We start from the raw sequence: 16,349 nt of genomic DNA, 5'->3' as shown, positions 1-16,349 counted from the left end.
TTTTCAACGATGAATATCGGCAGACCGATCGTTATACAATTCATTTTTCAGGTTCGGAAAAATGAAGAATCACACAAAATAACGCAGCGGGTTTAAATAAGGAAATAGCTCGAAATGGTAAATATTTAATATGTGCTTAACATTGTTAGCCCAATATTATGACAAAACGCTTATCGGCTTCGATAAGCGTTTGTCGGCAGAAATAAAGGGAATTTGATTTAATGCAGAACCGTTACCGCATCTTCCAGACGGCTGGCGCGATGTTTAACCATCGCTGAAACCTGAGCGCTCTCCTCCACCAGCTCGGCATTTTTCTGCGTGATATGGTTTAACTCATCCACGGCGCGGGTCAGGCTGGAGAGTCCGTCCGCCTGTTCCAGCGTCGAGTGGCTGATTTGCGCAATAAACTGAGTGACGTTTTGCACCTGAGCCACAATATCATCCATCGTGCGTCCTGCCGCATGCACCTGTTCGGAACCGGACTGTACCCGGCTTGCGCTGGCGTCAATGAGCTTACGAATATCATTCGCCGCGCTGGCGCTTCGGCTGGCAAGATGGCGAACTTCCCCGGCGACAACGGCAAATCCTTTACCCTGCTCGCCCGCTCGCGCCGCTTCAACCGCCGCGTTCAGCGCCAGGATATTCGTCTGGAAAGCAATATCGTTAATCAGCGTAGTGATTGTGCCAATCTGCTGCGTGCTGTCAGCGATGTCATCCATCGTTTTAATGACGGTTTCCATCGCCTCTCCGCCCTGCGTCGCCGCACTGCTGGCCGCGCTGGATAATTTATCGGCGGCGGACGCGGTGGTGGAATTTTTCTTCACGGACTCCGCCATCTGGTTCATGGTCGTCACCGTCTGCTGCACATTCTCCACCGTCTGGCGGGTGTGTTTATTCAGATCGTCATTGCCTTTCGCTAGCGTCTCGCTGCCGTTTCTGACGCTGGAGACCTGGCTTGAGACGTCATTAATCAGCCAGCGGCACATAAGCCCAAGCTGGCCTACCGCGCGCAACATCAGCCCCAGTTCGTCACTACGGTTAAGATGCGATACGCTATTACGCTCGCCCGTTGCGACTTTCAACGCCTGCCGGGCGACATTTTCGATCGGACGCACAATCTGCCATTCAAACACCGCCGTTCCCGCCAGCATCAGCAGGGCGTTCACGAATAGCGCTGGCCACGCAACGCCCATTTGCGCCATCGCCGCCATCAGCACCACGCCCGTTAGCGCCATAACGCTGCGTACACGCCAGCGAATGGGGATTGCCGGCAGTTTCCCCAGCCAGCCTTTACGCACCACCAGTCCTTTGTGGATACGTTTGTTGCTGCGGCCTTCATTCAGCGCCTTATACAAAGGCTCAACGGCAGCAATCTCTTCGTCTGTCGCGCGGGTACGAATCGACATATAGCCGGTCACGCGCCCTTCCCGCACCATCGGCACCGCATTCGCCCGCACCCAGTAGTGATCGCCATTCTTCCGTCGGTTTTTCACGATGCCGCTCCACGGCTCACCCTGCCTGAGGGTGTACCACATATCCGCAAACGCGGCTTTCGGCATGTCCGGGTGGCGTACCAGATTATGCGGTTGCATAAGCAGTTCATTCAGCGTAAAGCCGCTTACCTGAACGAAAGTATCATTTGCATGGGTGATATAGCTTTGCAGGTCAGTTGTGGACATCAGGGTTGTATCATCATCCAGCGGATAATTATGCTGGCTGACGTAGGGATGAGAAGACATGGTTGCGTCCTGTGCAGGTTACTTGAATGTTAACTTTTCTGTCAGATGTTATTTCGGCGATAATTGGTTTATCTTTAGTTGTTAAATTTGATTTAGATCGCAATTTGCGTTTAAACCGTAATATTTGTATGTTTTCTAATTCATTGATTTAAAATACTTTCGTTAAGTAACTATTCAGTTCCGCTATAACTTCCGCCCCATATACGCACACCGCCCGCACCGTTCTGGTGCGACTGCCCGCTCGTCAGCCCCGCTTCTCCCGCACACGCATTGCGCAAAACATCACCAATTGTTAATGAATGAGATTAAATATTGCACACTTGATATTTTCCCTGGTGTTTATCCCGATTTTCATGATCCACGCCGATATGGCGCAATCCCTGCAATACTTAACTCAGTATCATGTGATACGCGAGTTCCGGGAGCATATTTTGAACAGGTTACCTTCCAGCGCATCGGCCCTGGCCTGTAGCGCACACGCACTGAATCTCATTGAAAAGCGAACGCTTGATCATGAGGAAATGAAAGCACTGAACCGAGAGGTGATTGATTACTTCAAAGAGCATGTTAATCCGGGGTTTTTAGAGTATCGAAAATCTGTGACCGCTGGCGGGGATTACGGAGCCGTAGAGTGGCAAGCGGGAAGTCTGAATACGCTTGTCGACACCCAGGGACAGGAATTTATTGATTGTCTGGGTGGTTTTGGCATTTTCAACGTGGGGCACCGTAATCCAGTTGTCGTATCCGCCGTACAGAATCAACTCGCAAAACAACCTCTGCACAGCCAGGAGTTACTGGACCCGCTCCGGGCCATGCTGGCTAAAACGCTCGCAGCGCTCACGCCTGGAAAACTGAAGTACAGTTTTTTCAGCAACAGCGGCACCGAATCGGTGGAAGCGGCGCTGAAACTGGCGAAGGCGTATCAGTCGCCGCGCGGTAAGTTTACCTTTATCGCTACCAGCGGCGCGTTTCACGGTAAATCGCTGGGGTCGCTTTCCGCCACGGCGAAATCCACGTTCCGCAAGCCGTTTATGCCGCTGCTGCCAGGCTTCCGCCATGTACCGTTTGGCAACATTGAGGCCATGCGTACTGCACTTAGCGAGTGTAAAAAAACCGGCGACGATGTGGCAGCCGTCATTCTGGAACCAATTCAGGGCGAGGGCGGCGTGATCCTGCCGCCGCAGGGCTATCTGACCGCCGTGCGTAAACTCTGCGACGAGTTTGGCGCCCTGATGATTCTGGATGAAGTCCAGACCGGCATGGGGCGCACCGGTAAGATGTTTGCCTGTGAACATGAAAACGTGCAGCCTGACATTTTATGTCTGGCAAAAGCGTTAGGCGGCGGCGTGATGCCGGTTGGGGCAACCATCGCCACCGAAGAGGTGTTCTCCGTTCTGTTCGATAATCCGTTCCTGCACACCACAACCTTTGGCGGCAACCCGCTGGCCTGTGCGGCAGCATTAGCGACCATTAACGTGTTGCTGGAGCAGAATCTACCGGCACAGGCGGAGCAGAAAGGCGATATGTTGCTGGACGGCTTCCTCCAGCTTGCCAGGGAATACCCTGACCTGGTGCAGGACGCTCGCGGAAAAGGGATGTTGATGGCGATTGAGTTTGTTGACAACGAAATCGGCTACAACTTCGCCAGCGAGATGTTCCGCCAGCGGGTACTGGTTGCCGGGACGCTCAACAACTCGAAAACGATTCGCATCGAACCACCGCTGACATTAACAATTGAGCAGTGTGAACAGGTGTTAAAAGCGACCCGCAAGGCTCTGGCGGCGTTACGGGTGAGCGTGGAGGAAACATAACACACCGCCGGATGGCGCTACGCTTATCCGGCCTACAGGAATCCGATCCGTAGGCCGGATAAGACGCGCCAGCGTCGCCATCCGGCAATGTTCACACAGCCCGCACACCCGCCTGTAGGCCGGATAAGACGCGCCAGCATCGCCATCCGGCAAGTTCACACAACCCGCACGCCCGCAGGCATTACGCGTTCCGGCGTCAGCAATACGCTTTCACTGCCGTCATCGGTTTCAGCACACAGCAACATGCACTCTGACGTTTCACCACGCATTTTGGCTTTTTGCAGATTGCACAGTACCACCACCGTTTTCCCCATCAGCGCATCCTCTCGGTAATAAGGTACGAGGCTGGTTACCGTTTGCAGCGTACGCTCGCCCACATCCACCTGCACAATGTAAAGCTTATCGGCATTATCATGACGCTTTACCTGCACAATCTTTCCAACACGCAGCTCCAGTCGGGCAAAATCCGCAAAGGCCACCGTCTCCATCTTTTTCCCCCTCTAGTAAAAATTTACTAAATCATAGCAATAATTTTTCCAGGCACTGTTCTTAAAAAAGGGGAAATGCTGCGTTTATCACACTCTTTAAGCTGAAATTTACCCCTGGCACGTCAAATAAACGCGCTTTATTTACTGAAAACAGATGCATAGATAAGCACTTCCTTTACAATGAAAAGGCTACTCAGGGGAAAGTCGAAAAAGGTAATCATGGCAACACTTAAAGATATCGCAATTGAAGCTGGCGTATCCCTGGCGACAGTGTCGCGGGTCTTAAACGACGACCCCACGCTGAATGTCAAAGAAGAGACCAAACACCGCATTCTGGAAATCGCGGAAAAGCTGGAGTACAAAACCAGCAGCGCCCGTAAGAGCCAGAATAGTACGGTCAGCCTGCAACACATCCTTGCCATCTACAGTTATCAGCAAGAGCTGGAAATTAACGATCCCTACTATCTGGCAATCCGCCACGGGATTGAGACACAGTGTGAAAAACTGGGGATTGAACTGACCAACTGCTACGAACACAGCGGGTTGCCGGATCTTAAAAACATCACCGGCATTCTCATTGTCGGCAAGCCCTCAGCCGCCTTACGCGACGCCGCCGCCGCGCTGACTGACAATATCTGCTTTATCGACTTTCACGAATCAGGCAGTGAATACGATGCCGTCGATATCGATTTGTCCCGCATCAGCAAAGAGATCATCGACTTTTTCATTGCTCAGGGCGCAACCCGTATTGGTTTTATTGGCGGGGAGGATGAGCCCGGCAAAGCCGATATCCGCGAAGCCGCGTTTGTCGAATATGGCCGCCTGAAGCAGGTTGTGCGTGAAGACGATATCTGGCGTGGTGGTTTTTCCAGTTCATCAGGTTACGAACTGGCGAAACAAATGCTGGCTAAAGCGGATTATCCGCGCGCGCTGTTTGTCGCCTCCGACTCGATAGCCATTGGCGTGTTACGCGCAATCCACGAGCATGGCCTTGAGATCCCACGCGACATCTCCCTGATAAGCGTGAATGACATTCCAACGGCGCGATTCACCTTCCCACCGCTTTCCACAGTGCGCATTCATTCCGAAATGATGGGCAGCCAGGGCGTAAATCTGGTGTACGAAAAAGCCCGTGACGGGCGCGCACTGCCGCTGCTGGTCTTCGTTCCCAGTAAACTTAAACTGCGCGGCACCAGCCGCTAACCCCCCTTTTCCGCCGCCCGGTTTTCCTGATAGCCGGGCGCATTTCGCTTTTCGCCGTTTTTCTTCTCACTGCTTATTTTCGTGATCCAGTTAAAGTAAATCATTCTACCCACTACATTTTAGTAAATATTTTACTAAAATCATTTCCCATAACGCACACTTACCATCGCCTTGAAGGGTTCCGACTTCGCTCCACAGGGAGGCATTATGAATCGCTGGGAAAACATTCAGCTGACCCACGAAAACAGACTGGCGCCACGCGCCTACTTTTTTTCTTATGACTCAATAGCCCAGGCTCGTACATTCGCCCGCGAAACCAGCAGCTATTTTTTGCCGCTAAGCGGTCAGTGGAACTTTCAGTTCTTCGACCACCCGCTTCAGGTGCCGGAAGCCTTTACCTCAGAGTATATGCGAGACTGGGGAACAATTACCGTTCCAGGGATGTGGCAAATGGAAGGCCACGGCAAGCTGCAATATACCGACGAAGGTTTCCCGTTTCCGATCGATGTGCCGTACGTCCCCAGCGATAACCCCACCGGCGCTTATCAACGCATTTTCACGCTGAGCGAAGGCTGGCAAGGAAAGCAAACGCTGATTAAATTCGACGGCGTCGAAACGTATTTCGAAGTTTATGTGAACGGCCATTATGTGGGATTCAGCAAAGGCAGCCGCCTGACGGCAGAGTTCGACATCAGCGCGGTCGCGAAGACGGGCGACAACCTGTTATGCGTCCGCGTGATGCAGTGGGCAGATTCCACCTATGTTGAAGACCAGGATATGTGGTGGTCGGCGGGCATCTTCCGCGACGTTTATCTGGTTGGCAAACACACCGTCCACATTCAGGACTTCACCGTCCGCACCGATTTTGACGACGATTATCGCAATGCCACCCTCTCCTGCCAGCTGATTCTGGAAAATCTGACCGCCGACCCGGCAATCGCTTCTCTGGAGTATGCGCTGTTTGACGGTGAGGATGTTGTACATGCAGGCGCCATCAACGCACTGACCATTGACCAGCGCATCAGCACCGACTTTGCCGTTCGTGTTCACGCTCCGCACCAGTGGTCCTCTGAGTCGCCGTATCTCTACCACCTGGTGATGACCCTGAAAGACGCCAACGGCAATACTCTTGAAGTGGTGCCGCAACGCGTGGGCTTTCGCGATATTCAGGTTCGCGACGGGCTGTTTTACATCAACAACCGCTACGTGATGCTGCACGGCGTCAACCGCCACGATAACGATCATCTTAAAGGTCGGGCTGTCGGCATGGATCGCGTTGAAAAAGATCTGCGGTTAATGAAACAACACAACATCAACTCGGTACGAACCGCGCACTACCCTAACGATCCACGTTTCTACGAGCTCTGCGATATCTACGGCCTGTTTGTGATGGCGGAAACCGACGTCGAGTCACACGGATTCGCTAACATCGGCGATATCAGCCGCATCACCGACGACCCGGCGTGGGAAACGGTCTACGTCGAGCGCATCGTGCGCCATATCCATGCGCAGAAAAACCACCCTTCTATCATCATCTGGTCGCTGGGCAACGAATCCGGGTACGGCTGTAATATTCGCGCGATGTACCACGCCGCCAAAGCGCTGGATGACACGCGCCTGATTCACTACGAAGAAGACCGCGACGCAGAAGTGGTGGATATCATCTCCACCATGTATACCCGCGTGCCGCTAATGAACGAGTTTGGTGAGTACCCGCATCCGAAGCCGCGCATCATCTGCGAATACGCCCACGCGATGGGCAATGGCCCCGGTGGGCTAACCGAATATCAAAATGTCTTTTACCAGCACGACTGCATTCAGGGGCACTATGTCTGGGAATGGTGCGATCACGGTATTCAGGCGAAAGACGACGATGGCAACGTGTGGTACAAATTTGGCGGCGATTACGGCGACTACCCGAATAACTACAACTTCTGCCTTGATGGTCTGATTTACCCTGACCAGACGCCGGGCCCGGGTCTGAAGGAGTACAAGCAGGTCATTGCACCTGTAAAAATCCACGCACAGGATCTGGAACGTGGCGAACTGAAAGTAGAAAACAAGCTGTGGTTCACCTCCCTTGACGACTATACCCTGCATATTGACGTTCGTGCCGAAGGGGAGACGCTCTCCACGCAACAGATCAAACTGCGCGACGTCGCGCCGAATAGCGAGGTGTTACTGCACTGCACATTGCCAGCGCTGGATGGGCGAGAAACGTTTCTTAACGTCACCGTGACCAAAGACTCCCCCACACTCTACAGCGACGCAGGGCATCATATCGCCGCCTGTCAGTTCCCGCTGAAGGCCAGAACGGCGCCTCCTGTACCGTTTAGCCAGCCAAACGCGCGCGCGTTGACGCTGGAAGACGATCGTCTGAGCTGCACCGTGCGCGGCTACAACTTCCATCTGACGTTCTCAAAACTGAACGGGAAGCCAACCGCCTGGAACGTTAATGGTGAAGCGCTGCTGACCCGCGCGCCAAAAATCAATTTCTTTAAGCCGACAATTGATAACCACAAGCAGGAGTTCGAGGGACTCTGGCAACCAAACCATCTGCACATCATGCAGGAGCATCTGCGGGCGTTTACCGTCGAGCAAACGGAAGATGCGGTGCTGATTACCAGTCACACCCTTATTGCTCCGCCGGTATTTGATTTCGGCATGCGCTGTACGTATCGCTGGCGCATTGCGATGGATGGTCAGGTAAACGTCGCGCTTTCCGGCGAACCCTACGGCGAATATCCGCACATTATTCCGTGTATTGGCTTCACGATGGGAATCAATGGCGCCTTCGATCAGGTTGCCTGGTATGGTCGCGGCCCGGGAGAAAACTATGCCGACAGTCAGCAGGCCAACATCATCGACATCTGGCGCTCCACCGTGGATGACATGTTTGAGAATTATCCGTTCCCGCAGAACAACGGTAATCGCCAGCATGTACGCTGGGCGACGCTAACCAACCGCCACGGCAACGGCCTGCTGGTGGTGCCGCAACGCCCCATCAACTTCAGCGCCTGGCATTACACGCCAGAAAACCTCTTTGCCGCGCAGCACTGCAATGAGTTGCAGCGCTGCGACGACATCACCCTGAATCTGGATCATCAGTTGCTTGGGCTGGGTTCCAACTCCTGGGGAAGCGAAGTGCTCGATTCCTGGCGCGTCTGGTTCCGGTCATTCCGTTATGGCTTTACGTTGCTACCGGTGTCCGGCGGCGAAGCGACCGCCCAGGCTATCGCCAGTCATGCCTTCGGCACGGATTTCTTTTCCACAAATTTGCATAGCGAGAATGAAAAATGAGGCTCCTCGATAACTTAGAACAGTTCCGGCAGGTCTACGCCTCTGGTCGGAAATGGCAGCGCTGCGTTGAAGCGATTGAAAATATAGACAACATTCAGCCCGGCGTCGCTCACTCCATCGGGGATTCTCTGACGTATCGCGTGGAAACCAACTCTGCCGCTGATGCGCTGTTTACCGGGCATCGCCGGTACGTTGAAGTGCATTACTACCTGCAAGGGCGACAAAAAATTGAATATGCCGCCAAAGATACGTTGCAGGTCGTTGAATATTATCGCGATGAAACCGATCGCGAATATCTGAAAGGTTGCGGAAACACCGTGGAGGTTCACGAAGGACAGATGGTGATTTGCGACAACCATGAAGCCTACCGTTTTATCTGTAATCACGCTGTAAAAAAAGTCGTACTCAAAGTGACCATTGAAGATGGTTATTTTCATAACAAATAAAAATAACGGGCGGCACCTGTGATGTGCCGCTGACTACCCTACAAAAATCAGGAATCGGAGATGTGTTATGTCTGATACCAAACGTAATACAATCGGCAAATTCGGCTTACTCTCGCTTACCTTTGCCGCCGTTTACAGTTTTAATAACGTTATCAATAATAATATTGAGCTGGGACTGGCATCGGCACCGATGTTTTTCCTGGCAACAATTTTCTACTTTATCCCCTTCTGTTTAATTATTGCAGAATTCGTTTCATTAAATAAAAACTCTGAAGCTGGCGTTTATGCTTGGGTAAAAAGCTCCCTCGGCGGACGCTGGGCATTTATTACCGCCTACACCTATTGGTTCGTTAACTTGTTCTTTTTCACCTCGCTGCTCCCGCGCGTAATTGCCTATGCCTCTTATGCGTTCCTGGGCTACGAATATATTCTGACGCCGGTCGCAACAACCGTATTGAGTATGGTGCTGTTCGCCTTCTCAACCTGGGTTTCCACCAACGGGGCGAAAATGCTGGGGCCAATCACCTCCGTCACCTCCACGCTGATGCTCCTGTTGACGCTTTCCTATATTTTACTGGCCGGTACGGCGCTGGTGGGCGGCGTTCAGCCTGCCGATCCGATCACCGTGGAGGCGATGATCCCGAACGTTAACTGGGCGTTCCTCGGTATTACGACCTGGATCTTTATGGCCGCAGGCGGCGCGGAATCCGTTGCGGTGTATGTTAACGACGTAAAAGGCGGATCAAAATCATTTGTAAAAGTGATCATCCTGGCCGGGATTTTCATCGGCGTGCTTCATTCTATCTCGTCGGTACTGATCAACGTATTCGTGAGCAGTAAAGAGCTGAAATTTACCGGCGGTTCAGTACAGGTCTTCCACGGTCTGGCAGCCTGGTTTGGTCTGCCCGAACTGTTGATAAACCGCTTTGTCGGTCTGGTTTCTTTTACTGCGATGTTCGGCTCTCTGCTGATGTGGACTGCAACGCCGGTTAAAATTTTCTTCTCCGAAATTCCCGCAGGGATTTTTGGCAAAAAAACCGTCGAACTGAATGAAAACGGCGTCCCCGCTCGCGCCGCCTGGATTCAGTTCCTGATTGTCATTCCGTTGATGATTATCCCGATGCTCGGCTCGAATACCGTTCAGGAATTAATGAACACCATCATTAATATGACCGCAGCGGCCTCCATGCTGCCTCCACTGTTTATTATGCTGGCCTACCTGAATCTGCGGGCAAAACTGGAGCACTTACCGCGAGACTTCCGTATGGGATCGCAAAGAACCGGTATTATCGTCGTGTCGATGTTAATTGTTATATTTACCATCGGATTTATTGCCTCCACTTTCCCAACCGGCGGCAATATTATGACCATTGTTTTCTATAACGTGGGCGGTATTGTTATTTTCCTCGGATTCGCCTGGTGGAAATACAGCCGATACATTAAAGGACTCACAAAAGAAGAACAGGATATTGAAGCCGCACCCGCATCAAACATTAATTAACAGATTTATTTTATAACTATAAGAACCATTTTCACATTGGCTATAACAATAAAAAATATTTATTTTGGCTTAGGACAGAAGCATGAAAATGATGAAAAATATTCGCAGGGCAATGATTGCCCTGCCCTTCCTCTGTGTTTTTCCCCTGGCTGCGGAAGACGTTCATCCGGCAGAACATGACGACACAAAAACGCCAGCCGTCACCTCTCCCTCCTTTCGTTTTTACGGCGAGATGGGGCTGGGGGGATATATGGATTTAGAGGGACAGGATAAACATAAATACAGTGACGGCACTTATATTGAAGGCGGCCTGGAGATGAAATACGGCTCATGGTTTGGCCTGATTTACGGCGAAGGTTGGACGGTGCAGGCCGACCATCAGGGTAACGCCTGGGTTCCCGATCATAGCTGGGGCGGGTTCGAAGGCGGTATCAACCGTTTTTATGGCGGTTATCGTACTGATGACGGCACGGAACTGATGCTGAGCCTGCGTCAGGATTCCTCGCTGGATGACCTGCAATGGTGGGGCGATTTTACGCCGGATCTGGGCTACGTCATCCCCAATACCCGTGACATCATGACCGCGATTAAGGTGCAGAATCTGAGCGGCGCCTTCCGTTATAGCGTCACCGCCACGCCAGCCGGGCATCACGATGAGGGGAAAGCCTGGCTCCATTTCGGCAAATACGATCGCTATGACGATAAATACACCTATCCGGCGATGATCAACGGTTATATCCAGTACGATCTTGTCGAAGGCGTCACCTGGATGAACGGCCTGGAAGTTACCGACGGCACCGGGCAACTGTTTCTGACCGGCGTTCTCTCTCCCAACCTGGCCGCCCGCGCCTGGCACCACACTGGTCGCGCCGACGGTCTGGACGTGCCGGGCAGCGAAACCGGCTTTATGGTCAGCGCCATGTACGAAGCGCTAAAAGGCGTTTATCTCTCTACCGCCTACAGCTATGCCAGGCACCGGCCAGACCATGCCGCAGACGAAACCACCTCTTTTATGCAGTTTGGCGTCTGGTACGAATACGGCGGCGGACGTTTCGCCACCGCCTTCGACAGCCGGTTCTATATGCAAAACGCATCTGGCGATCCCAGCGACCAGATTTTCCTGATGCAATATTTCTACTGGTAATAAGGACATGAACACCATGAAAATCACGACGACCCTGACGCCGCTGACCTGCGCTTTACTGATAAGCCTCTCCGCACATGCCGCCACTGCGGACGATTATAAAAATGTCATTAACCGCACCGGCGCGCCGGGCTATATGCATGATTACGATTACGATGATCACCAGCGTTTTAATCCGTTTTTCGATCTCGGCGCGTGGCACGGATACCTGCTGCCAGACAGCAAGGCCACGATGGGCGGCTTTCCCGGCGTCGCACTGCTGACGGAAGAGTACATCAACTTTATGGCCACCCATTTTGACCGTCTGTCGGTGTATCAAAACGGCCAACAGGTTGACTTTGCGCTTGAGGCTTACAGCATTCCCGGCGCGCTGATCCAAAAATTATCCTCAAAGGACGTGCAGGTTGAGATGACGCTGCGCTTCGCCAGTTCGCGCACGGCCCTGCTGGAAACGAAAATCACCAGCAAGACGCCGCTGGATCTGGTGTGGGACGGCGAGTTACTGGAAAAACTGGAAGCGAAAGAGGGAAAAGCGATCTCCGATAAAACCATTGATGGAGAATACCCGGGCTATCAGCGAAAAATCATCGCCACCCGTGATGGTCTGAAAGTCACCTTCGGCAAAGTGCGTTCCACCTGGGATCTGCTCACTTCCGGCGAATCTGAATATCAGATACATAAATCCCTGCCAACAGACACGAAGGTCGACGGCCACCGCTTTACCAGCAAGGCGCACATCAACGGTTCCACCACGTTTTATACTACCTGGTCGCATCTGCTCACCGCGCAGGAAGTGGATAACGAGCAGGCGCAGATCCGCGACATTCTGGCTCGCCCGGCTGACTATCTCAACGCATCACAAAAACGCTGGGAGGGCTATCTGCAAAAAGGCTTAACCAACCCGGACGCCACGCCAGAACAGACGCGGGTTGCGGTTAAAGCCGTTGAAACGCTGAACGGCAACTGGCGCTCACCAGGCGGCGCGATCAAACACCATACCGTGACGCCATCGGTCACTGGCCGCTGGTTTTCCGGTAATCAGACCTGGCCGTGGGACACCTGGAAGCAGGCCTTTGCGATGGCGCATTTCAACCCGGAAATCGCCAAAGAGAATATTCGCGCCGTCTTCTCCTGGCAGATTCAACCCGACGATCCGCTTCGCCCACAGGATGCGGGTTTCGTTCCCGATCTGATCGCCTGGAACCTCAGCCCGGAACGCGGCGGCGATGGCGGCAACTGGAACGAGCGCAACACCAAGCCAAGCCTCGCGGCGTGGTCAGTGATGGAGGTCTACAACGTCACCAAAGACAAAGCCTGGCTTGAAGAGATGTACCCGAAACTGGTGGCATACCATGACTGGTGGCTGCGTAACCGCGATCACAACGGCAATGGCGTCCCGGAATATGGCGCAACCCGCGACAAAGCCCACAATACCGACACCGGCGAAATGCTGTTTACGGTAAAACAGGGCGACAAGGAAGAGACGTTATCCGGGCTGAGAAACTATGCCCGCATCATCAGCGAAGGCCAGTACGACAGCCTGGAAATTCCGGCGCAGGTCGCCGCCTCCTGGGAGTCCGGGCGTGATGACGCCGCAGTGTTCGGATTTATTGATAAAGCGCAACTGGATAAATATGTCGCAAACGGCGGCAAACGCAGCGACTGGACGGTGAAATTTGCGGAAAACCGTCGCCAGGACGGCACGCTGCTGGGCTATTCGCTGCGACAGGAGTCGGTCGATCAGGCGAGCTACATGTACAGCGACAACCACTATCTGGCAGAAATGGCGGTCCTCCTCAATAAGCCGAACGAGGCGCAGCACTATCGCCAGTTGGCGCAAAAGCTCGCGGATTACATCAACACCTGCATGTTCGATCCGACAACACACTTCTTCTATGATCTGCGGATTGAAGAAAAGCCGCTGGCAAACGGCTGTGCGGGGAAACCGATCGTTGAGCGTGGCAAGGGGCCGGAAGGCTGGTCGCCGTTGTTTAACGGCGCTGCGACGCAGGCTCACGCCGATGCGGTTGTGAAGGTGATGCTTGACCCGAAAGAGTTCAACACTTTCGTACCGCTCGGCACCGCCGCGCTGACCAATCCGGCGTTCGGCGCGGATATTTACTGGCGCGGACGCGTGTGGGTGGATCAGTTCTGGTTCGGATTAAAAGGCATGGCGCGTTACGGCTATCGTGATGATGCGCTGAAGCTGGCGGATACTTTCTTCAGGCATGCAAAAGGGCTGACCGCCGACGGGCCGATTCAGGAAAACTACAACCCGTTGACCGGCGCACAGCAGGGCGCGCCGAACTTCTCCTGGAGCGCCGCGCACCTGTATATGCTGTATAACGACTTCTTCAGGAAACTGTAATCCGAAATGCGATGCCGGATGGCGCTACGCTTATCCGGCCTACAGGAATCCGATCCGTAGGCCGGATAAGACGCGCCAGCGTCGCCATCCGGCAATGTTCACACAACCCGCACACCTGTAGGCCGGATAAGATGCGCCAGCGTCGCCATCCGGCAAATTCGTTCTCTGGCCCCGCTCCTTTTTTGAATCCCATCACAATCATCGCATTCCCCTTTTCCCTTTTACGCCGCGACGGCTAAATTATTAACTCATCCGACCACATAACAATAATTTTACATACTGGACACACTTATGAGCTATCCGTCGCTTTTCGCCCCGCTCGATCTGGGCTTTACCCGGCTTAAAAACCGTGTGCTAATGGGTTCGATGCATACCGGGCTGGAGGAATACCCCGATGGCGCCGAACGGCTGGCGGCTTTCTACGCCGAACGTGCGCGGCATGGCGTCGCGCTGATCGTCACCGGGGGGATTGCCCCCGCACTGTCCGGGGTGGGAATGGAAGGCGGCGCTACATTAAATGATGCCAGTCAGCTGCCGCACCACCGCGTGATCACGGACGCCGTTCATGAGGAAGGCGGGAAAATTGCGTTGCAGATCCTGCATACCGGACGCTATAGCTATCAGCCGCATCTGGTCGCCCCTTCGGCGATCCAGGCGCCCATCAACCGTTTTACGCCGCACGAACTCACGCACGATGAAATCCTGCAACTGATTGACGATTTCGCCCACTGCGCCCAGCTGGCGCGGGAAGCGGGTTACGACGGCGTCGAGGTGATGGGTTCGGAAGGCTATCTGATCAATGAATTTCTTACCGTGCGCACGAACCAGCGCGACGATGAATGGGGCGGCGATTACGCCAGGCGTATGCGCTTCGCGGTGGAAGTGGTACGGGCGGTACGCCAGCGCGTGGGCAGCGATTTTATCATTATCTACCGCCTGTCGATGCTCGACCTGGTGGAAAACGGCGGGACGTTCGACGAAACCGTACAGCTGGCGCAGGCCATTGAAGCGGCTGGCGCGACGCTCATCAACACCGGTATTGGCTGGCACGAAGCGCGTATCCCGACGATCGCCACGCCGGTTCCGCGCGGCGCCTTTAGCTGGGTAACGCGCAAACTGAAAGGCCACGTCACCGTTCCGCTGGTCACGACCAACCGGATCAACGATCCGCAAGTAGCAGACGATATTCTGGCGCGCGGCGATGCGGATATGGTGTCGATGGCGCGCCCGTTCCTGGCGGATGCCGAGCTGCTGTCGAAAGCGCAATCAGGGCGGGCGGATGAGATCAACACCTGTATCGGCTGCAACCAGGCCTGTCTGGATCAGATCTTCGTGGGTAAAGTCACCTCTTGCCTGGTGAATCCACGCGCCTGTCACGAAACCAAAATGCCGATAGTTCCGGCTGAACATAAGAAAAGCCTGGCCGTCGTCGGCGCAGGCCCGGCGGGTCTCGCATTTGCCATTAACGCGGCAGCGCGCGGGCACGACGTTACGCTGTTTGATGCCCTGGCCGAGATCGGCGGGCAGTTCAACATCGCTAAACAGATCCCCGGCAAAGAAGAATTTTATGAAACGCTGCGCTATTACCGTCGGATGATCGAAGTGACCGGCGTGACGCTGAAGCTCAACCGGTTTGTCACCGCAGACGATCTGCAACCGTTTGATGAAGCGATCCTCGCTTGCGGGATCGAGCCGCGTAAACCGTCGATCGAGGGCATCGATCACCCGAAAGTGCTGACCTATCTTGAGGTGCTGCGCGATAAAACTCCCGTCGGGAAACGTGTCGCGATTATCGGCTGCGGCGGGATTGGTTTTGATACCGCGATGTACCTCAGCCAGCCAGGCGATCCCAGCAGCCTGAGCATTGCCGAGTTCTGCGTGGAATGGGGGATCGACACCAGCCTGCAACAGCCCGGCGGGTTACGCCCGGAAGGGCCGCATCTGTCTCGCAGCCCACGTCAGATTGTGATGCTACAGCGTAAAGCCAGTAAACCCGGTCAGGGGCTGGGAAAAACCACCGGCTGGGTCCATCGCGCAACGCTGTTGTCCCGCGGCGTAAAAATGATCCCGGCGGTCAGTTATCAGAAGATCGACGATGACGGATTGCACGTATTGATCAACGGCGAACCGCAGCTTCTGAACGTCGATCATGTCGTGATCTGCGCGGGGCAGGAGCCACGGCGCGAACTGGCGGAGCCGCTGCGCGCGTCAGGGAAAACGGTACACCTGATTGGCGGATGCGACGTGGCGATGGAGCTGGATGCGCGGCGGGCAATTGCGCAGGGAACAAAATTAGCGCTGGCGATTTAAGGGCATTGCCTGATGGCGCTACGCTTATCAGGCCTACGG

General features: G+C 54.0%; 10 protein-coding genes. 8 read left to right on the top strand and 2 right to left on the bottom strand.

Annotated elements, in window-relative coordinates; genetic code table 11:
- Positions 1-218 precede the first annotated feature (218 nt).
- Positions 219-1,739 carry a methyl-accepting chemotaxis protein gene (locus tag OGX93_RS15080; RefSeq protein WP_286487811.1) on the bottom strand — a complete coding sequence of 507 codons (1,521 nt, stop codon included), beginning with the start codon at positions 1,737-1,739 and terminating at the stop codon, positions 219-221.
- Between the two features lie 431 nt (positions 1,740-2,170).
- On the opposite strand from OGX93_RS15080, the gene ygjG reads away from it, so the two are divergent.
- Positions 2,171-3,550 carry a putrescine aminotransferase gene (gene ygjG, locus OGX93_RS15075; protein ID WP_111925746.1) on the top strand — a complete coding sequence of 460 codons (1,380 nt, stop codon included), beginning with the start codon at positions 2,171-2,173 and terminating at the stop codon, positions 3,548-3,550.
- A gap of 155 nt (positions 3,551-3,705) precedes the next feature.
- Here ygjG and OGX93_RS15070 read toward each other — a convergent pair whose 3' ends face one another.
- Positions 3,706-4,038 (bottom strand): tRNA-binding protein, encoded by a 333-nt coding sequence (locus tag OGX93_RS15070; protein ID WP_049009430.1) that lies wholly within the window; start codon positions 4,036-4,038, stop codon positions 3,706-3,708.
- A gap of 219 nt (positions 4,039-4,257) precedes the next feature.
- On the opposite strand from OGX93_RS15070, the gene ebgR reads away from it, so the two are divergent.
- The 7 genes from ebgR to OGX93_RS15035 all read left to right on the top strand — a co-directional run bounded on the left by ebgR (position 4,258) and on the right by OGX93_RS15035 (position 16,310).
- Positions 4,258-5,241: a transcriptional regulator EbgR gene (gene ebgR / locus OGX93_RS15065; RefSeq protein WP_049009429.1), complete on the top strand. Its 984-nt coding sequence runs from the start codon at positions 4,258-4,260 to the stop codon at positions 5,239-5,241.
- A gap of 207 nt (positions 5,242-5,448) precedes the next feature.
- Complete coding sequence (gene ebgA / locus OGX93_RS15060; RefSeq protein WP_286449078.1) at positions 5,449-8,541, top strand: beta-galactosidase subunit alpha; 3,093 nt, start codon at positions 5,449-5,451, stop codon at positions 8,539-8,541.
- On the top strand, positions 8,538-8,987 hold the full coding sequence (locus OGX93_RS15055) for a beta-galactosidase subunit beta (protein ID WP_058668135.1): 450 nt from the start codon (positions 8,538-8,540) through the stop codon (positions 8,985-8,987). The genes ebgA and OGX93_RS15055 overlap by 4 nt, the downstream gene beginning before the upstream one ends.
- A 67-nt stretch (positions 8,988-9,054) precedes the next feature.
- A complete protein-coding gene (locus OGX93_RS15050; protein WP_286449079.1) occupies positions 9,055-10,488 on the top strand; it encodes an amino acid permease in 1,434 nt (477 codons plus the stop codon).
- Between the two features lie 88 nt (positions 10,489-10,576).
- On the top strand, positions 10,577-11,632 hold the full coding sequence (gene ygjJ, locus OGX93_RS15045; protein WP_407056836.1) for a protein YgjJ: 1,056 nt from the start codon (positions 10,577-10,579) through the stop codon (positions 11,630-11,632).
- A gap of 16 nt (positions 11,633-11,648) precedes the next feature.
- A complete protein-coding gene (gene ygjK / locus OGX93_RS15040) occupies positions 11,649-14,000 on the top strand; it encodes an alpha-glucosidase (protein WP_286449080.1) in 2,352 nt (783 codons plus the stop codon).
- 291 nt (positions 14,001-14,291) lie between these two features.
- On the top strand, positions 14,292-16,310 hold the full coding sequence (locus tag OGX93_RS15035) for an NADPH-dependent 2,4-dienoyl-CoA reductase (protein WP_286449081.1): 2,019 nt from the start codon (positions 14,292-14,294) through the stop codon (positions 16,308-16,310).
- Positions 16,311-16,349 lie beyond the last annotated feature (39 nt).

Origin of the sequence: Citrobacter sp. CK195 (assembly GCF_030333365.1) — a bacterium.
Taxonomy (GTDB): domain Bacteria; phylum Pseudomonadota; class Gammaproteobacteria; order Enterobacterales; family Enterobacteriaceae; genus Citrobacter_B; species Citrobacter_B koseri.
This window is presented reverse-complemented; position numbering and strand designations above follow the sequence as displayed.